This is a genomic window from Chloracidobacterium sp., from assembly GCA_016716305.1.
Taxonomy (GTDB): Bacteria; Acidobacteriota; Blastocatellia; order Pyrinomonadales; family Pyrinomonadaceae; genus OLB17.
Genome location: JADJWP010000002.1, coordinates 2,220,037 through 2,238,535, shown reverse-complemented (window position 1 = coordinate 2,238,535; position 18,499 = coordinate 2,220,037). Strand labels below are relative to the sequence as shown.

General features: G+C 50.3%; 20 protein-coding genes and 1 tRNA gene. 5 read left to right on the top strand and 16 right to left on the bottom strand.

Annotation, left to right across the window (positions count from 1 at the left end):
- The 11 genes from dprA to dnaA form a co-directional block, all read right to left on the bottom strand.
- Window positions 1-1,128, bottom strand: a complete 1,128-nt coding sequence (gene dprA / locus IPM28_12135) for a DNA-protecting protein DprA (GenBank protein ID MBK9173728.1) — start codon at window positions 1,126-1,128, stop codon at window positions 1-3.
- A 13-nt stretch (window positions 1,129-1,141) separates the two neighbouring features.
- A tRNA-Sec gene (locus IPM28_12130) sits at window positions 1,142-1,240 on the bottom strand.
- A gap of 70 nt (window positions 1,241-1,310) precedes the next feature.
- Window positions 1,311-2,447 (bottom strand): M20 family metallopeptidase, encoded by a 1,137-nt coding sequence (locus IPM28_12125; GenBank protein MBK9173727.1) that lies wholly within the window; start codon window positions 2,445-2,447, stop codon window positions 1,311-1,313.
- A gap of 26 nt (window positions 2,448-2,473) precedes the next feature.
- On the bottom strand, window positions 2,474-3,427 hold the full coding sequence (locus IPM28_12120) for a S1/P1 nuclease (GenBank protein ID MBK9173726.1): 954 nt from the start codon (window positions 3,425-3,427) through the stop codon (window positions 2,474-2,476).
- 525 nt (window positions 3,428-3,952) lie between these two features.
- The gene (locus IPM28_12115; protein MBK9173725.1) at window positions 3,953-5,227 is read right to left on the bottom strand and encodes a beta-ketoacyl-[acyl-carrier-protein] synthase family protein; all 1,275 of its coding nucleotides are present in this window, start codon (window positions 5,225-5,227) and stop codon (window positions 3,953-3,955) included.
- A gap of 66 nt (window positions 5,228-5,293) precedes the next feature.
- The gene (locus IPM28_12110) at window positions 5,294-5,998 is read right to left on the bottom strand and encodes a hypothetical protein (GenBank protein ID MBK9173724.1); all 705 of its coding nucleotides are present in this window, start codon (window positions 5,996-5,998) and stop codon (window positions 5,294-5,296) included.
- Window positions 5,999-6,012: 14 nt separating this feature from the next.
- On the bottom strand, window positions 6,013-6,681 hold the full coding sequence (locus IPM28_12105) for a thioredoxin domain-containing protein (GenBank protein MBK9173723.1): 669 nt from the start codon (window positions 6,679-6,681) through the stop codon (window positions 6,013-6,015).
- Window positions 6,678-7,106: a disulfide bond formation protein B gene (locus tag IPM28_12100; protein ID MBK9173722.1), complete on the bottom strand. Its 429-nt coding sequence runs from the start codon at window positions 7,104-7,106 to the stop codon at window positions 6,678-6,680. Before IPM28_12100 ends, IPM28_12105 begins: the two co-directional genes overlap by 4 nt.
- A gap of 177 nt (window positions 7,107-7,283) precedes the next feature.
- Complete coding sequence (dnaN, locus tag IPM28_12095; GenBank protein ID MBK9173721.1) at window positions 7,284-8,498, bottom strand: DNA polymerase III subunit beta; 1,215 nt, start codon at window positions 8,496-8,498, stop codon at window positions 7,284-7,286.
- Window positions 8,499-8,646: 148 nt separating this feature from the next.
- Window positions 8,647-8,871 carry a hypothetical protein gene (locus IPM28_12090; protein MBK9173720.1) on the bottom strand — a complete coding sequence of 75 codons (225 nt, stop codon included), beginning with the start codon at window positions 8,869-8,871 and terminating at the stop codon, window positions 8,647-8,649.
- Between the two features lie 11 nt (window positions 8,872-8,882).
- Complete coding sequence (gene dnaA, locus IPM28_12085; protein MBK9173719.1) at window positions 8,883-10,322, bottom strand: chromosomal replication initiator protein DnaA; 1,440 nt, start codon at window positions 10,320-10,322, stop codon at window positions 8,883-8,885.
- A gap of 453 nt (window positions 10,323-10,775) precedes the next feature.
- On the opposite strand from dnaA, the gene IPM28_12080 reads away from it, so the two are divergent.
- Window positions 10,776-11,186 (top strand): hypothetical protein, encoded by a 411-nt coding sequence (locus IPM28_12080; GenBank protein MBK9173718.1) that lies wholly within the window; start codon window positions 10,776-10,778, stop codon window positions 11,184-11,186.
- A gap of 12 nt (window positions 11,187-11,198) precedes the next feature.
- Here the strand turns inward: IPM28_12080 and IPM28_12075 are convergent, their stop codons facing one another.
- The 3 genes from IPM28_12075 to IPM28_12065 form a co-directional block, all read right to left on the bottom strand.
- Window positions 11,199-11,663: a hypothetical protein gene (locus IPM28_12075; protein ID MBK9173717.1), complete on the bottom strand. Its 465-nt coding sequence runs from the start codon at window positions 11,661-11,663 to the stop codon at window positions 11,199-11,201.
- A 106-nt stretch (window positions 11,664-11,769) separates the two neighbouring features.
- On the bottom strand, window positions 11,770-12,471 hold the full coding sequence (locus IPM28_12070) for a DUF2807 domain-containing protein (protein MBK9173716.1): 702 nt from the start codon (window positions 12,469-12,471) through the stop codon (window positions 11,770-11,772).
- A 152-nt stretch (window positions 12,472-12,623) separates the two neighbouring features.
- Window positions 12,624-12,920: a hypothetical protein gene (locus IPM28_12065; GenBank protein MBK9173715.1), complete on the bottom strand. Its 297-nt coding sequence runs from the start codon at window positions 12,918-12,920 to the stop codon at window positions 12,624-12,626.
- Between the two features lie 535 nt (window positions 12,921-13,455).
- Here IPM28_12065 and IPM28_12060 point away from each other — a divergent pair.
- Both IPM28_12060 and IPM28_12055 read left to right on the top strand, forming a co-directional pair.
- The gene (locus IPM28_12060) at window positions 13,456-13,812 is read left to right on the top strand and encodes an RNA-binding protein (GenBank protein MBK9173714.1); all 357 of its coding nucleotides are present in this window, start codon (window positions 13,456-13,458) and stop codon (window positions 13,810-13,812) included.
- Window positions 13,813-13,914: 102 nt separating this feature from the next.
- The gene (locus tag IPM28_12055; GenBank protein MBK9173713.1) at window positions 13,915-14,295 is read left to right on the top strand and encodes a hypothetical protein; all 381 of its coding nucleotides are present in this window, start codon (window positions 13,915-13,917) and stop codon (window positions 14,293-14,295) included.
- A gap of 92 nt (window positions 14,296-14,387) precedes the next feature.
- Here the strand turns inward: IPM28_12055 and IPM28_12050 are convergent, their stop codons facing one another.
- On the bottom strand, window positions 14,388-16,010 hold the full coding sequence (locus tag IPM28_12050; protein MBK9173712.1) for a DUF445 family protein: 1,623 nt from the start codon (window positions 16,008-16,010) through the stop codon (window positions 14,388-14,390).
- Window positions 16,011-16,088: 78 nt separating this feature from the next.
- Window positions 16,089-16,472 carry a hypothetical protein gene (locus tag IPM28_12045; GenBank protein ID MBK9173711.1) on the bottom strand — a complete coding sequence of 128 codons (384 nt, stop codon included), beginning with the start codon at window positions 16,470-16,472 and terminating at the stop codon, window positions 16,089-16,091.
- 132 nt (window positions 16,473-16,604) lie between these two features.
- Here IPM28_12045 and IPM28_12040 point away from each other — a divergent pair, with 132 nt between their 5' ends.
- Window positions 16,605-17,366, top strand: coding sequence for an arylamine N-acetyltransferase (locus tag IPM28_12040; protein ID MBK9173710.1), 762 nt, complete (start codon window positions 16,605-16,607; stop codon window positions 17,364-17,366).
- Between the two features lie 9 nt (window positions 17,367-17,375).
- Window positions 17,376-18,398: a phosphoribosylformylglycinamidine cyclo-ligase gene (locus IPM28_12035; GenBank protein ID MBK9173709.1), complete on the top strand. Its 1,023-nt coding sequence runs from the start codon at window positions 17,376-17,378 to the stop codon at window positions 18,396-18,398.
- Window positions 18,399-18,499 lie beyond the last annotated feature (101 nt).

Below are 18,499 nucleotides of genomic sequence, written 5' to 3'. Positions count from 1 at the left end.
CTACAGTCGGCGCGCATAATACTTGCCCGGCAGAACACGGATCAGGTCGCGAACATCGAGGCTGACAAGCGCCGCGTTCAGTTCGCCAAAAGACAATTGACTTTCCTCGAGCAATTGATCGATATGAGACGGTTGATCTGCCGTAAGCAACGACCAAACCCTTTGTTCGGTCTCATTCATTCCGGACGGTGTCAATTCGGGTTGAGAATTATCGTTCTCTTCGATATGCCGTTCGATCTTCGGCGGAAGGATGGCAGTAGATACCGCAGCGGGCAATTCCGCGACGACATCCTGCCATTGCTGGACGAGCTTGGCCCCGGCTTTTATCAAATAATTGGTGCCGAATGAATTCCCCGATGTGATGTTGCCCGGCACTGCCATTACTTCACGATTTTGCTCCATCGCAAGCCGTGCCGTAATTAGCGAACCGCTCCGTTCCGACGCTTCAACGATCAGAACACCGAGACTCAACCCGCTGATGATCCGGTTGCGATACGGAAAGTTATCTTTGAGCGGCGGGGTTCCGAGCGGAAATTGAGAAACGACGGCACCACCTGAATCGATTATTTCGGCGGCCAGTTTCGTGTTCTCTTTGGGATAGATGCTGTCGAGCCCCGTTCCAAGAACTGCGATAGTTCGGCCGCCGGCTTTTATTGCTCCACGATGTGCGGCCGAATCGATGCCGCGTGCAAGGCCCGAAATGATACAGATCCCTCGCGATGCAAGATCACGCGACAGCATCTCAGAAGCATTTTGCCCGTAAGTCGAGCAATTGCGCGAACCAATTACGGCCACACATGGCAGATCAAGACATTCCTGCCAGTTACCTTGTACGTATAATGTGATCGGCGGATCGGGTATTTCGCGAAGCAGCGAAGGGTAACTACCATCATCAAGGACGAGTACATCGCCACCCAGGGCCTTCACGTTTGCGAGTTCGTCGTCGGCCACCGACTCAAACTCTCGCTTCATGATGCTCTCGATCGTTTCGGGCTTGATCCGTAACTGTTCGAGCTCCGGCCGGCGCGCCTGAAATACCGCTTTTGCCGATCCGAACCGCTCCAGCAATTTGGTCGCGGCCCGAGGTCCGACACCGGGCGTCATATTCAAGGCGATCCACTCTTTCATCAGTTCTACAAAATGGCGGAGGCGTGTGGGAGTCGAACCCACCCAGGCACGCTCTCGCGCACCCGCAGACGGTTTTGAAGACCGCGCCCATCACCGGACAGGATGCGCCTCCGAAGGTGGTGTCAACTTAGCGGCCGCAGCCAATTGTCCTGATCAGCCAATTGGCCGTCACCCGCGTCTATCTATCGACACAACATTTTTGTCACGAGCGTTGCTCGTTTTACGATATCGCTGATATCGATGTACTCATGAAGCGTGTGAGCGCCGTCGCCGGTAATGCCGAGGCCGTCAAGAACCGGAACGCCAAGCGCGGCGACAAAATTCCCGTCCGAAGCTCCGCCCACCTGCTTTTCTCCTAGTTCATAATCGAACGAGGCTGCCGTCTCGCGAGCTTGCTCGTATAGGGCAACAACTGCATTCGTTCGTTCCATTGGCGGACGATTTATCTCGCCCGTGATCTCGATGTTTACGCGTTCGTCGATCGCTCTGATCGACCTGATAGCATTCTCGACCCTTTTTGCCTCGTCCATCGTAGAGAACCGGACATCGATCTCACACTCTGCAAACTCAGGGATCACGTTTGACGTTGTTCCTCCTTTCATCGTGCAGACATTGACGGTCGTGCCGAGTTCCGGTTCGTTCAGTGCGTCGAGGTGTTCGAAATGGCGTGCTAGTTCGAGGATCGCGTTGGCTCCTTTCTCAGGTTCGAGCCCAGCGTGCGAAGGAATTCCGTGAGCATGGAGAGTGTACATCGCGGTGCCTTTGCGGCTTGTCTTTACGCTGCCGTTGAATGACGGTTCGAAAACAAAACAGCGTTCGGCATTTGCGGCTTCTCGCTCGACAAGCAATCGACCTGTTGGGCTGCCTACTTCCTCGTCACACGAAAGCAACACATTTATCGGCCGCTCCGGCCTTTGTTTTGTGACCTCGCAGAATCGGAGAGCCTCAAGCATGACGACGATGTTGGCCTTCATATCGAAAACGCCGCAGCCGTAGAGCCGGCCGTTCTCAATGCGTGTTGGATTATCATTTTTCGCCCCGACCGGGTGAACCGTATCGGTATGGCCAAGAAGCAGTGTAGGTGTTAGATCTGACGAAAAGGCCCTGATGATTATATGCTCGCCAAAACCATCTGCTTTTTTTTTCTCAAAGCTGAGATCGCCGCCGATCTTTGCCAGTTCTGATTCGATCCACCCGACAACAGCCTTGTTTCCGGCGACATTTAATGATGGAGATTCGATCTCAACGATCTCGGTCATCGAAGCGATCATATGATCGAGTCGTGATTCGAAATATTTCAGGAGCTGTTGTGAGGTCATTTTTGTCGAGACTTGCCGGCTGCGCCCTATTTTCCAAATACTTCGTTTAGTGTTTCACCAAGCCGATATCCGGCCAATGTGAGCCGCTGCTCGGCGACACGAAACGCATTTCGACGATATTCGTCGCTCGGTGTTTCAAATCGTTTCAGGTCCGATCGGAAGACCTCGGTATTCGCCAGGGCGAAGCTCTCCTTCTGCCATTCATCATATTTTCTAAGCTTCAATGCGGATGACGAGCTGCTGAACGGATGTTTCCTCATCATCGATTCGGCGGTCCGGATAATGTAATGCGGTTCGCAATCATCGGAAAGGTATGGGATGTTCCGACCGACGATCGAATCCCAGAACCAATGAAGGTTCACTTGTTCTTCGCGCTTTGTGCCTTCAGGCGTAAGAAGGAAGAAGTTTCCGCCCTGATCGCCGTTCGGTTCACGGTCAGTATGCCTTCCTGATGTGTGAAGCGGCTGATGCAGATCGCCGCCGATATGCAATATCCATGCGAGTGCGATCGCCTTATCTGTATCGGCAGCAGCGGTATCACGAATGACCTTATCAAACTCAAAGAGTTTGACCACACCCTGGCCTCCGGGCTCCTTGTCAGTGATCAACTCCGCTCGGCCGTCGACCTGCCGCCAAAACGTATCGGAATAATGCCAGGTGGATTTGTGATATTTGGAATATCGGGTCGCAAATGCGCGGTCACGAACAATATCGGCCCATGTTGGGACCAGCATGAAATAGTCGAGATGGCGAGCGCTTTCCGGCTGCGGTCCGTAATTCATGTAGAACGCTGAGAGATGCGAATCCTCAGGCGCCGCCCTCAGGAGTTTGATGACGTTCTCGCGTGCGGTTGGCGACATCCGCTGCCATGCGATGTAGCCTGTGATCTTGTGGCCAACATCGTCCCATGCCAATGCCGGTTGAAACATAATGGCGGCAAATATCGCAGCCAAAAGGGTTTTTGCCAATTGTTTTCGCATTTATTGCTCCTGAATCTTTTGGGAAGATTCTATCGAATATATTGATCGAGAGAAAGTAACGATCTGAGAAAGGAAAAGACCAACTTTTTTGCATCACCGGTCATCTTAATGATGCAAAACTTTCCCCCTCGAACGTTCTAGTAGTTGTGAATAGGTAACATCGGTTTTTACGTGAATAGGGAGCAAGAGATCGTATGCAAGGAGTTTTAGAACAAGATCTGGTAGATACTTCTTTTGATCGGGCGGAATCTTCGCTCGGGACAAAGATCGGTTTTGTCGGTAAATTGTTCGGCTGCTGGCATAAACGTTTAGGGCGTCCGATCACACGAAAGAATTTGTCATATCGCTCGTGTCTCGAGTGTGGCGCGCGAAGAGAGTTCAATACCGAACGTTTCGAAACTTCGGGGCCTTTTTATTACCCTCCAACGGTGAAGCCTGACAATGTATGTCAGATCACCTAATTCCCTGTCCTATTATCTACCTTATTTTCCTTCCGAATGCGGCTTGCCAAAAAAGCCGCATTCTTCATTCCGATGGGTACTTCTTGATGATCAGGGCTGAGTTCTTTGACCCAAAACCTATGCAGTTGCACAGCGCCGTCTGAACCGAACCAGGGCGAGCACGATCGGGGACATAGTCGAGATCGCAAGCCGGGTCTGGCTCGTCGAGATTGATCGTCGGCGGAATCATGTTCTCATGCATTGCCATAAGTGCCGCTCCGATCCCGGCTGCTCCGGCAGCACCCTGCGGGTGCCCGATCTGCGACTTAGTGGCGGACATTGGGATCGAGTACGCAGTTTTGCCGAAAGCCAGTTTTACCGCTTGCGTTTCTATCCGGTCGTTCAATTGAGTTGATGTGCCGTGGAGGTTTATATAGTCGATCTCACTTGGCGCGATCCCGGCGTCCTCCATCGCGAGGCTCATCGCTCGTGCTGGCTCAACACCGTTCTCCTCAAGCCGGACCCGATGATATGCATCGCAGCTCGCCCCGTAACCTGAGATCTCGGCGTAGATCCTGGCACCGCGTTCGAGAGCGGAATCGAGCGTTTCGAGGACATATATCCACGAGCCTTCACTGATGACGATCCCAGACCTGTCTTTCGAGAACGGACGTGAAGCACGTTCCGGTTGATCGTTCCATTTGTCTGTAACGACCGTCATCACCTCGAAACCGCGCATTATACCGGGAGCGATGGGGGAATCGGCACCGCCAGCCAGCATTACATCCTGCTTGCCGATTGCGATGTGCTGGGCCGCATAGAAGATAGCATCCGTCGATGACGTACAACCGGTTGAAACAACATGCGAAAGACCGTGAAGGCCAAAAACCATCGAGAGCTCGGACGAAAGTCCACCATGAGTCGATGAAGGTATCGTGTATATGCTGCCCTTACGCTCATTACCTGAAAACCAATATCCGAACTGCTTCTCAGTGAATGAAAGCCCTCCTCCACCGGTACCCAACACAACCCCGAATCGACGCTTTTTTTCCAAAGACAACGCGTTCGTATCTATGCCGGCATCACTGACGGCCTGACGCGCTGCCGCAAGAGCAAGCGGTACGGTGCGTGCGACGTGGCGTCGATCCTGGTAATCAACCTCTGATTCCCAATCGAAATCCTTTACCTCGCCCGCGATCTTGACCCTAAACTCGGATGCATCAAAACTCTCGATATATCTGATCCCGCTCGCGCCGGACATCAAAGAAGCCCAAAAGGCTCTTCGGCCGATCCCGATCGGCGTAACGCAACCGAAACCGGTAATGACAACGCGACGCGGCTTCGTAAAGCTGCTGAACATATTGGATCACTGCAAAACTCTAATTACTTGATCGGTCGAAAAGCATGAAGGGCCGGGACATCATGCTCAATAGGTCAGCCACGCGTCAAAGACCCACCCGGCTTGGGTTTTCCAGGTAGCAAGGCACCAGCGCCCGCGACGTTCAGCGATAACAACATATTCGTCATCACAGCCAAGGATCTCAACCTGGTCGCCATGGGGTATTTTGGCGATCCGTTCGCCGAATTCATGAGTAGGTAGATTTCGCAATGCAAGAAATCCGTCCTTTGGAGAATTGACCGTTGCTGTAACTGGAGAACCAAGTTCGTCTTCTGAGAAAGTATCGCTGTTCGACGTTGAATTGTTTTGCTCTTCGAGTTTCTTTTGAAGGTCCGCGAGTTCTTTTTGCAGCTTCTCCTTTTCTCGGTCCGGGGTGGTTGAGACCGGCGTCGGAGACGTTTGCCGAACATTCGTTTGATCCGCCCCTGAAAGGCCGGAGGTATAGAAAAATATCGCACCTGCGACGCCGAGAATAGCGATGCCCAACACACCAAGAAGAGCGACTGCAATAAGGATCTTAAATATGACGCCGCTTTTGTTACTATCCGTAACGCCGATAGATGGCGACGTCGCCGGAACAGATTCGGTGATATCGACACGAACTCCTTCGCGATGGCTCGACACCAGCGTCGGTTCCTCGGTCTGCAAGGCAGTCAGCCCGGTTCCGTCCGCAAGGCAATAGCGAAGGGTTTCGTCGGTATAAGTCGTACCGCACTTTGGGCACCTTTTCATGGTCCTGGCCGCCTCTACTTTTTCAGTTCTTCAGCAATAAGGGCCCTCAGATCTGCCTCGCTGAACCGTGCAAGCATTCGCCCATTGACGAAAAACGAAGGTGTTTTTGTAACAGCAAGACTCCGGCCGTCGGCAAAATCGCGTTCGACCTTGTCACGATGCTTTTTTTCGGCGGCCGACGCTTTCAACTGTTCAACGTTAAGGCCGAGTTCACCGGCCCATTTCTCGAAAAGCGTGTTCGGAGCCGGACGAGCTGGCCGGGGGCCGCCTCCATGGATCTCGCCCCATTCGGATTGGTTTGCGAACATCTTTTCCTGCATCTCCCAATATTTGCCCTGCTCGCCGGCTGCCTCCATATATGCCGCAGCCAGCCTCGAATTAGGATGGAACGGCATATAGCGTACAACGAAACGAATCTTGCCTTCATTCTCTTTGAGTATCTTTTTGACCGTAGGTGCAAACGCCGCGCATGCTTCACATTCAGGATCGAGAAACTCGACCAATGTGACCTTTGCGTCGGCAGGTCCAAGAGCCGGGCTGTCGGGCCGAACAAGTGCTTCGACTTTATTCTGAGCCTTCGGCGGAGGGCTTTGTTGCGATTGCCGATAGACCATCGAACCGATAATGCCTCCGATCACTACAACTACTAAAATGGCCAACAGTATTCTTACTTCTTTTTTCATGATCTGTTTTCGGGTCTATATATAAAAAGCAGTATTGCGATCATCGCAAAGGTCATGAGCGACATCAGCGGGATCGTAATAAATCCGAGCAATTCAAGCTGACGAGCATTACATGGAACACCCTCGCTGCATGGTGTTATTGCCTCAGGGATCACGCCATAGTACAGAAGGTTGTGGTAAACGGCGATCGCAAGACCGATGTATGTAAGCCACACCGCATACTTCTTCCATCCATTATCGCCCGTCGCAATGCCGATGCCGATGATAACGACCAACGGATAGAGTGCTATCCTTTGATACCAGCACAAGGCACAAGGAGGGAGTTCCATCACCTCGCTCAAAAAGAGACTACCCGCCGTTCCGATCAGTGCGATGATCCACGCAAAGTAGGGGATCAAAAAGTTCGGATTCGATCTCGCGAGCATATTGGTGTCTGTTGGTGCGGTCCCCATAGCTAAATTAAAACACGTTTCGAGCCTCTTTCATAAATCATACTGACGTGGTCTGGAAAGGAAAAAACGGAGCAACCAGCCGTTACTCCGTCATCGAATTCGATCGGTTCTGCAAAAGTCATACAGTGCAGAATGTCAGTATCTCGGGAATCATATCCTTAGCGGCATTACTATGTATTTGTAATCATAGTTTGCCTCGCCTGCGATCCTCATTTGCGTTGCCGCGTTTCCGTCCTTGAATTCGAACGAGATACGCGTTGGTGTTTTAGATTCCTTCGCCCGAACTGTCCCGGCGTTTGTTCCGTCCGATGCCGAGTCTTCGCGCTCGTCGGTGTCAACACCGGTATCGGCGAGAGTATTTTCAGCCACACCGGCGTTGTTCAAAAACTCCTGCAAATACTGCCAGTTAAAACCGAGTGTGACTTCGTCGCCCTTATAATCAGCCGGTACAAATTCCTGTCCCTCGCCTTCTTCGGATGATTGTGCGGTCACCTCGACCTCACCTTCGCGTACCGTCATCCTGATCGACCTATTACGCTCATCAGCCATCAGAGAGACGCGCCTTACCGCCGCTTTCATATCGGCAAGGTCAAAGACGACGGTCTTATCATTGTCTTTTGGCATCACCATCTCGTAATTAGGAAAGTTACCGGTGAGTTTGCGGGTTATAAGCAGCCGACCTTCGGTCTCAAAATAAATATGATTCTGGTCTTCACCGAATTGAACGTCGCCGTCAAACCCCCGAGAGATCTTCACTAATTCGAGAAGGGCCTTTTTTGGTATCAGAGCGTCCATCGACCCATCGATAGTTTCGTCGAGTTGTTTTTCGACGAAAGCGAGTCGATGCCCATCGGTCGTTACCATTCTGGCCTTGCCGTCGGCAAGCATGAATTTTGCACCCGACAGCGTAAATCGGCTTTGCTCGGTCGTGATAGCGAACGAAGTGTTCATGATGAAATAGTTAAAAACTTCGGCCGAAAGACGCAGCGGTGCAGACTTAAAGATAGGTATCTCGGGGTACTGTTCACGGTTGACACCGGCAAGGCGGAAATTGGCTCGTCCGGCCTTCATTCTCACCCATTCGTTATCTTCTTTTTTGAAATGCACATCACCGCCGTCAAGGGTCCGAACAATGTCAAAAAGCTTTCGGGCCTGAATGCACATTGCACCAGGCGTTTTGATGTCCGCCTCGGCGTCACAACGAATAGTTACATCAAGGTCGGTACCGACGATCCGGATCGACCCCTCGCCTAGCGATTCGATCAAAATATTAGAAAGTACCGGAATCGTCGATTTCTTTTCAACGACCCCCTGGATGTACCCAAGTTCCTCTTTGAGGACGTTTTGTTTGATGGTGAATTCCATTTCAAAAAGCTCCTGAATTCTCGATTACGTTCTAGCCAGATATTGTTGTCGACCTGCCTTCTCTTACTAATATTCTAAATACAATTTTATCTTTAGTAGTAGTAATAGGGCCTGTGTAAATGTGTAAAATCGACTTAAATGACCATCTTTACTGACGTTCGCGTTCCACAACCGTGTGTGGAAAACCTGTGGAAAATTCTCGTAAAATGTTGAACGCCCGTTCAGTGTCGACTTTTCCACGATTGTCCACAGCTAAAAGATCCGGCTGCCTGTGGGAAAGTGGAAAACGTTTCTCAAGTGCTGCAAATATTAAAGATACAGACGCAACATCACGGAAACGCTTGTTGAAAAACTTTTGATGATCGCGACTCATAATTCCTCTAATTAGCTGCAAAGACTATCAATTAACTCGCTGATCGTATTGTGGAAAACACGGTCGTCCTTTGTCAGGCGTTCGATCTTGTCGCATGAATGCATGACAGTCGTGTGGTGTTTACCGCCAAACTCCCGGCCGATCTCGGGGAAGCTATGATTGGTCAATCGTTTACAGAGATACATCGCAATCTGTCGCGGCAGCGCGATCGCTCGGCTGTTGTTTTTCGACTTCATTTCGTCAACGGTCAATTTATACCGCGCGGCGACCGACCTTGCAATGCGCTCCATCGTCAATCCTTCCGGACGCTCACTGTCGATAATATTCTTCATCGCGTCTTGAGCGAGCATCTTCGAAATAGGGATGCCACGCAAAGATGAGATAGCAACAAGCCGGACGAGAGAACCCTCGAGTTCACGTACGTTGCTCTTTATCTTTGAGGCTATGAAGATAGCAATATCGTGAGGCAATGCAATTCCGTCGAGGTCGGCCTTACGTTTCAAGATCGCGACCTTTGTTTCGAGATCGGGCGGCTCGATATCTGCGATCAATCCCCACTCGAACCGCGAATGGAGACGCTCTTCGAGCGTAGGTATCTCGCGAGGCGGGCAATCCGACGAGATCACTATTTGCTTTTGGCTGTTATGAAGAGCATTGAAGGTGTGAAAGAACTCTTCCTGCGTCCGCTCCTTTCCGGCAAAGAACTGCACGTCGTCCATCAAAAGAACGTCGATCGATCGGTATTTTTCACGAAAGCTTTGAGTCTTGTCGTAGCGGATCGCATTGATAAGTTCGTTCATGAACTTCTCAGACGTGATATACGAAACGCGCAAATGCCGGTTACTCTGTTTTATCGAGTGGCCGATCGCATGCATCAAATGTGTCTTTCCGAGTCCGGTGCCGCCGTAAATAAAAAGAGGGTTATACGATTTTCCCGGAGTCTCAGCGGCCCCCAGCGACGCTGCGTGAGCGAACTGATTGCAGCTTCCAACAACGAACTTTTCGAACGTATATTTCGGGTTCAGCGAGTTTTCGACCGGCTCGATATCCACGAATGTCGTTGTCGAAGTTCGATTGTAAGACGGTCTTTTCTGTGTGAATGCCTCATCGATCAATTCATAAGTTCCATCGTCGCCTTCGGCAGAGATTGTCGAGTGTACAAACGAGGTCTCGGCATCGGCAAACTGACTGTTCGAATTCTCAGCTGCATCGATGGTCCATTCGATCTTGTATTCAGATCGCCCAACGGCCTCAAGACACTTCTTCAAGAGCTCAGTGTAATATAGCGAGACCCAGTCCTTTGTGATCTGGCCGGCGCGGAGACGAACAACATTTCTTTCGTCGTCAAAACCATCGAAGCATACCTGTCTGAACCAGGAATCGTAAATGTGCTTATTGAGGTGTTGTTCGACGAGTTTGAGTATGTCGTTCCAAACGTCAGTTCTTTCTATCAGGGCGTCCACTCGTGATCTCCGCGATCTCAGTCGATAGTAAAAATTCGATCATCGTAAAGCTGCAGAGCTAACGAATTGATGAGAAGACGTGTTCTCACTAATTCCTTGTTATTCTATTGTTTGGGGCCGTTTCGATGCTGGTGGAAGAAGGTCACCATCAGGGTTTTTCCACAAAGTTTTCCACAACCGTGTGGATTAAACACCAACACTTAAAGTTAAACCTTAAGTTATTTATTTTCAATAGTTTACAAGCACTCTACATTCAAAAACGGGAGTCAGATTAACATACAGACAATGCCTTTGCAAACAGAAATCCACAGATTTTTTTGGCAGTAAAATTTGATTGTAAATGCTTTTTTCTACAACGATTTGTGGTCAAAACACCGATAAAATTCACCCTTGGAAATGTGTTCGGACAACCTAATTTCGAACAAATTTTTTCGATACAATATGTCAGACACGTCAGAAAGAATTGAGATCGAGCGGAAGATCCGCAACGCCTGCAACGGAATTTCATATATTAGCGAGACCGATTCGCTTGTTGAGTATTTCGCCGCTAAACCAACAAGGGAGTTTGATCTGAAATTCTTTCTTCAGGCTATTGGCCGGCCCGACGAAAAATACTGCGAAGAAGTTGACGCGTCAGCCTTTTTTGAACGACTGACCAAGACAAAGAGTTGGCAATCAGAAGAGGAAAAGAATAATGTTCGCAGATTTGCACGGCTCCAAAAGGTGTTATTCGAAAATCTTAAAGATATTCGAGTTTATAAGATCGGACGGATCAGGATCGATATTTTTGTTGCCGGCGTCGATCCCGATGGGTTGATCTGCGGAGTCAAAATGAAGGCCGTCGAAACATAGTCCCTTTCGGACCTACTTTATCGCGAAATCGGCGGCGACAATTGCGTCGCCGTGAAGCGAATGCCGATTATCAAGAATTAAATAATATTCACCCGGCTGCAGCATAACATCGATCTTACCGCCCGGAACGTCCCCCGTCTTCGAAACAGCTGAATGTTCGGCGCCGGCCGACAATTTTTCAAACTCTTCTTTTTTCAGGACAATACACCGGATCGTGTGGTTCTGTCCGGACGAGCTGAAGGTTCCGCTTAATCTAGCACGGCGATTTAGATTTATCGGGAAGGTCCTGAATGAGCCGGCCATTACGACAATCTCGCCGTCGACGACGATGCCTGAAGTGTAGATCTCGGCGAAAGGAGTGGTCGAAGTCTTTTCGGGGCGGTTAACACGAAGCAGTTGGATAATGAACAAAACGAGACCAACGACCACAAAGATCCGAACCCAAAACCAGAGATATTGACGACCACCAGACCACATCCGAGAATGCTAACCTAAAGCCCTTGAGCTGAAAAGCCCATGCGACGGCCAAATCTATTCGGCATTCGCATGAGCTTAATTTCAACCTCGGCTAAACGCCGAAAGGTCAGTTTCCGCTGATCTTGCTCGCACCGGAGGAACGTTTGTCGACGTTTTTGGGTGAACCGCTATAGGTCACTTTGCTTGCGCCGGAAGCGTCCGCCTTCAATTCACCTGAAACACTAACCGTCACATTGCTTGCACCGCTCGCATCGACCGAAGCATCAACGGCGTTCAATTCGGAGGCGTCGATCTTGCTCGCGCCGCTGACCTCGACCGTCAATTTTTCGGTCACGCCCGCGATCCCGACCTTCGACGCTCCGCTTGTATCGATCGCAAGAGCGGAGTTCTTTACGTCAGCCAACCTAACAGTTGTTGCTCCTGAGGCTTCGATCCGGTCGATATCGGGAGCCGTAATTCGCACAACGAGCTTTTTGCTTGAACGAACGCGCTTTTCGGTTGAGATCTCAAGCACACCGTCGTTCACTTCGGTCTTGATCAGAGGCACGAGGTTGTCGTCGGCCTCGACCTGAACCGAAAACTCCTTTTGTGCAGTGATCTCGACCTGGAAAACACCGCTAACGTCGATCGCTCTGAAGCCTCTGATGTCACGGTTCTCAGTAATGATGTTCCCCGATCCTTTGACTCCGCGTTTGAACGAGAAATTGAAAAAATTAGACGTTTCGACCTTGCCGAACGAAAGAAAATTAGCAAATACGACACCGATCAGGATCGCGACCGCAAAAATAATGATTCCGATTTTTTTCATTTATGCCTCCGAGCAAATTACCTAGCTGAATTGAGGAAACGCTCAAAGCCATGCGAAAGTTCGGAGTTTTTTTCGCCTGACGCACGACACTATCAAGAATCAGAAAAAGGCGGGCCCGAAGACCCGCCTGATCGTGCTAGATGCCGAAGTGACTATTTTGCGGCTGGCGAACCGGCCGGTTTGCTCTCAACGGCTTTATTGGTGTTTGCTCCGTCCGCCTTCTTCACGTCGGGGGAAACACTCGGTTTGATGTTGCCGTCAGGAACTTTAACATCGGCCTTTTTGCCGTCGATGGTTGGTGATGCAGCCGGCGACGCTGTTGGCGAAGACGCCGGGCTCGCCGATGTATTCGGTGCAGCGGTCGGCTTCGTTTCTGGTGTGGTGGTGCAGGCTGCCAAGCCAAAACTTATAGCAACTGCAAGTGTAGCGAACATTAATGATCTTCTCATTGTTTTTTCCTTATTTTGGGTCGTCTGTAATCGAGACGGTCAATAATCCGGCTTGCGGCCGGCGGTTTTGCGGGCTGATCGCCCACGGCGCCAGTGGTCAATAACGGCGTCTTTCTCGAACTCAGCAAGTAGGAATACTCCGACTCGTTTCGCTCCGCCGTACTTGTATCGACTGGTCGCGTCCGAAAGAACGCGCGACCATTAATTTCTTGCAGGGTTATTTTCCGATTGTCTGATGTATCTGTTCAACGTAAGGGACGCCACCGGAAACAAGTCAAAATAGTGTTTGCCTTTGTACAGATAACCGTGCATAGTAGATGAGTAATCCTTCTCTCGCGTTCTGTCCTACAGACGCGCTTCGTCTTTAACGGTTTTTGGATAAGTATGAGAGCAGGCATCGGTTAGAAAGTTAGAAGTAGCTCTCGAAGTTTTTTGAGTATCCGAAACCAGATCTTTCCTTTAGAAAGTTCCTTTCAATAGCTGATCAGGTTCGCGCTTCTTTAGAATTCCCCATGGGGAAAAGGTAAAAAAATTAATGTCAATGAAACTATACGTAGGAAATCTTTCCTTCAACACGTCGAATCAGGATCTCAGCGATCTTTTTGGAACAATCGGAACGGTCGAATCGGCCAATATCATCGAAGACCGCGAAACCGGCCGCTCGCGCGGATTCGGCTTCGTAGAAATGGCGTCACAGTCGGAAGGCGAGAACGCTATCGCTCAGCTTAACGGCAAAGAAGTCGACGGCCGCGAACTCAAAGTGAACGAAGCTAAACCGCAGGAAAGCCGCGGTGGCGGCGGCGGACGTGGCGGTTACGGCGGCGGCGGTGGCGGCAATCGCGGCGGCAGTGGCGGCGGCGGTGGTTATGGCGGCGGACGAAACCGCTGGTAATCCAGCAAATTGCTGATCAATTCGCTGAAAGTGCTCTCGACGAAAGTCGGGGGCACTTTTTGTTTTCACGACAAAACCCACTAAACGTGATAAAGTCAATAAATGTCATACAGTCCGTTAACCATCTCGCGACGCCACGTACTTGGCGATCTTTATGCCAAATGCGATGCGATCGTGAATGTTCCGGTCTACCTGGATAACGCCGAAGGCGAGATGCTCGGGTACGTTGACGAATCGCACGGGCATTATGCCGACGCATTTACGTTTCATCTTCCTGAGGACGTATGCAAGCGCCTCTCGACCGGGCATTACGAATTCTCTTTCAGTTATGAATATGCGGATCTTGAAGCCGGTCGGGAACGTGACCGTAGGATCAAAATTTCCTACATTTGTCTCACGGGACGAGTGGTCGCTGACCCTGTAGGCCCAAGGGCGAGGCGATCAACGGCAAAAACTCCTGTAGTTTTGACTGACACCGAGTAAGTGTCTTGTGAGTAAGCTCCATCTTATATGGAAATAGAGCTACATGACGTCAGAAAACCGATCATTGATCGAAACCAACTCGGACCAGATCGCTACTTTGTGTAGTAGTGCAGTGCAGCCTGCCCGACGCCGATCAGAAAACCCATAGCAGCGCCAAATAGTTCGATCGTCCTGAGATGCTCCTTAGCGACGGACATGACAAGAGCTTCCAGCTTCTCGGCCGGATAGTTCATTATCTTTTCTCTTACTACGCCACCAACATCGAATTCCCGAATTGCTTCCGGCAGTTTTTCACGGATCGCCGTAATGATCGTTTCAGATACCGATTCGCTCGCGGCCCTCAGTTTCTCTTCTGAAATATGATCAGATAATTGGCCGATGGGTGCCGATAGCAAGGTATCGATCTGTTTGGCAAGCATCTCGTTTATTATCCGTGATGTATCAGGGCGGGCGATCACGCTCAAGAGGCCCTTCGAAAGCATGTTTTTCAATTTCGCTTCGGATTCCGGATGAATAGTCCTGAGGATCGAATCGATGCTATGCGGTCTGAACTGCTCCAAGGTGTCAGTGAGATAAGCTGAAACCTGCGTCATCATTGCATCGCCTCGCAGCAAGGAAAGGACCGATGTGGAAACTTGCTCTTTTAGCCTACCGAGCTGTTCCGGATTGATCGTACCGACCAATTCCGGCAACGGCCGTGTCAGCGCATTTTCGATGCTTGTGTCGATGAAGTTTCTGGCCTCATCGGCAAAAAAATCGCCTTTTAGAGTCTCTTCGATCCTTTTTGGAAGGCTTTCGTTTACCAGATCATCGACTTCGCTAAGCAGGTTTTCACGCGAAACAAAAATCTTCTTGAAAAAAGGCAACGCTTCGTAATAGGCGTGAACCTCTTTTTTGATCAAGGCCCCGATCTGGTTGCGAGTCTTTTCCGCAGCCGCGATCTCGGTCAGGTGGTGTGTCATCGGAGCGATCTGTTCGTTTGCTTTCTCCTTAAGGAGCTTTACGGCGTCCGGAGTGAACATCTCGCCCAAGGGAGTTTCAGCATTTGCGAGATCATCGATGCGCTTGTCAACGAAATCACGAACCTTTTGTTCCAGTGCCTTCGAACACAGTGCCGAACGCGTCCTATCCTCGAGAAATCCGACGACCTTTTCGAACGAATCATCATCGACAACATCCGAAACACGCCTTGACAACACCTCGTCAACGCGGCGTTCGACAAAACCGCTGATCGTTTCTAGCGACTGTTCGCTCTGAAGAACATCTTCGATATGTTCTGCGACCTTGAACTGAAGCGATGTTATCGAATCCAATACAGGTTCGCGTAGGCTTTGCGGCAACGCATCGATGAGCGACGGATAGCTCTGCGAAAGAAATTCTTCAGTGTACGAATCGATCACACCGCGGATCTTGCGGCGAAGGAAGTCCTTCCCCAAAAGCTCCTCCATTATCGTTTCCTGCGAAACGAGTTCTTCTCCGACTGCTTTGCCGATAGCGTTCGCCAACCGGTCTCTGTGACGGGGGATCATGCCTTGGGGGAACAAGGTGATGCCCAACACCTTAAATGGCTGCCGGGGCCGAAAAAGCATTCGCACGGCCAGCCATGCCGCACCGTAACCGTGAAAAGTCGCGACGAAAACCAAAAGCAGCATTTGAACCCAGACACTGTTGAGCCAGGGCGATACGGTATCTGCGATTTGGTTGAATACTTCCATTATTGGCGGAAATCTGACCTAGACGGTGGATGTTCTGCGGATAATTCAACGCCTTCGAAATAGAAAGCGCTTGGCGATTCAAAATATCTGAAAACCCTTCGACCGCAAGCAAAACTCCGAAAAGTCCTTTAACCAGTCGTGGCTCACGCTATAATTCTTCCATTGTTCATCGTCGTCACGATAGATCGTTCCGTCGTCGGGTTGATCGGTAATGCTGCCGTCGGCATAAATGCGTTTGTTGGGCTTGAGTCTTGGCAAAACAACCTCATTTATCTTTTGGCCGATGAGATGAGCATCGTCGATATCGATCTTCACCCCCATGGCGTTATAGGCCATCTGGCGGACCTTACCCTCGCTGATGACGTCGAGGCTTTTGATAACCTCGAGCGCCGCTTTCCAGTTCCATACGTTTGCTGAGAATTCGAAGTTCTCCGAACCCATGTCGTGCAGTGTAAAGCTCATGATGTAATTGTATGATAGGCCCTCTGGCCGCGTTAGAAAATGTGAGATCGATAAAGTCGTTCCACTTCGAATGCTAATCGTTAGGTCTCCGAATAGTCAACGCTGACCCAGCTCGGTTAATATCGTCACTCTATGATACTGGATACGGCCGCATATCTTTCTCGGATCGGGCTTGAAGGCGAACGCCTGAAGCCAGATGCCGATACGCTGAGAAAACTGCAGTTGGCACATCTTACGACGGTGCCGTTCGAAAATCTCGATATCCATTGGTCGCGCCCGATCGTTTTGGATAAGAAGCGAATTTACGAAAAGATCGTTATTGAGAATCGAGGCGGTTTCTGCTACGAACTAAACGGACTTTTCATCGAACTACTAAAGGAACTAGGATTTCGCACACGGCTGATCTCTGCTCGCGTATTTAACGGAAATGACTTTGGGCCTGAGTTTGACCACGCCGCGATCATCGTACGAATCGGCGGAGACGAATTTCTTGCCGATGTCGGCTTCGGAGATTTTACTGCTGAGCCCCTCAAGTTTGTTTTGGGCGAGGTGCAGGCCGATCGGAATGGCAACTTCGTGATCAGAAAACACGGCTCCGATCATCTGGAAGTGGCAAAGCAAGAGGGCGACAAATGGACAAGCCAATACATGTTTAAGGACATTGCCTTTGAGCTATCGGATTTTGAACAAATGTGCGAATTTCAGCAATATTCACCGGAATCGCATTTTAGAAAGAGCAAGATCTGTTCGATCCTTACATCGAGCGGGCGCAAAACCCTGACAGACAACAAGTTCATCGTTACGACCGGTAAAAGCAAGACCGAGATCGCAGTGGAGACCAGTGCCGAATTTGAACAGTTGCTCGCTGACGAATTCAATATCGTAAAGCTATAATAGTCATCAATGTCCCGATCAATCTCATATGCCGACGCCGGCGTTTCGATAGATAACGCAAATAAAGCAGTTAAGAAGATCCGCGAGTATGCAAGGGCGACCTTCAATGAGCGGACCCTGTCGGAGATCGGCAGTTTTGGCGGAATGTTTTCAGGCGCCTTTCCGGACATGGCGGAGCCGATCCTCGTCGCATCGGCCGACGGCGTCGGTACAAAACTTAAGATCGCCTTTGAAACGGGTATACATAACAGCGTCGGTGCCGATCTTGTAAATCATTGCGTCAACGACATTTTGGTTCAAGGCGCGCGGCCGCTGTTCTTTCTCGATTACTTCGCAACAGGAATCCTCGAACCCGACGTTACCGCCTCTGTTGTCGAAGGCATGGCCCGCGCGTGCAAAGAGAACGGCTGCGTTCTGCTTGGCGGTGAGACGGCCGAGATGCCGGATTTTTATCCGCCGGGCGAATACGATCTCGCAGGTTTCATCGTCGGCGTTGTCGATAAAGCGAAAGTGATCGATGGAAAATCAATCGAGCCCGGTGATGTCGTTCTCGGCATTCCCTCAAACGGCTTGCAGACGAATGGCTATTCGCTCGCACGCAAACTATTTTTCGAAGTCGGCGGCTACAAGGCTGATTCGTACGTTGACGAACTCGGCACGACCGTCGGCGAAGCCTTACTCGCAACGCACCAAAGTTTTCTCCCGCAGATCGGTCCCCTGCTCGACAGCGGCATGATCAAAGGCCTCGCACACATCACCGGCGGCGGATTCCTCGAAAACATTCCGCGCATCCTGCCCGACGGCGTCTCCGTAGAAATAAACCGCGGCACCTGGCCAGAGTTACCGATATTCGGTTTGATGCAAAACCTAGGAAATGTTTCTGATACGGAAATGTTCCGGACTTTCAACATGGGGATCGGGATGATTGTTGTCTGCGCCGAAGAAAGGAAAGAGATTCTGAAAGAACAGCTCGGTGTGTATTATGAAATCGGAAAAATTGATGATGGAAACGGAGCGGTTTCAATCACATAGGCGGAAACACGAGCGGTAGCGAGTGTGCCCAGAAAAAGTTGTGAAATACAAAGCATTAAAATCGATCGCTCATAACTACAGCCATTCGTTCGTTAGCTACA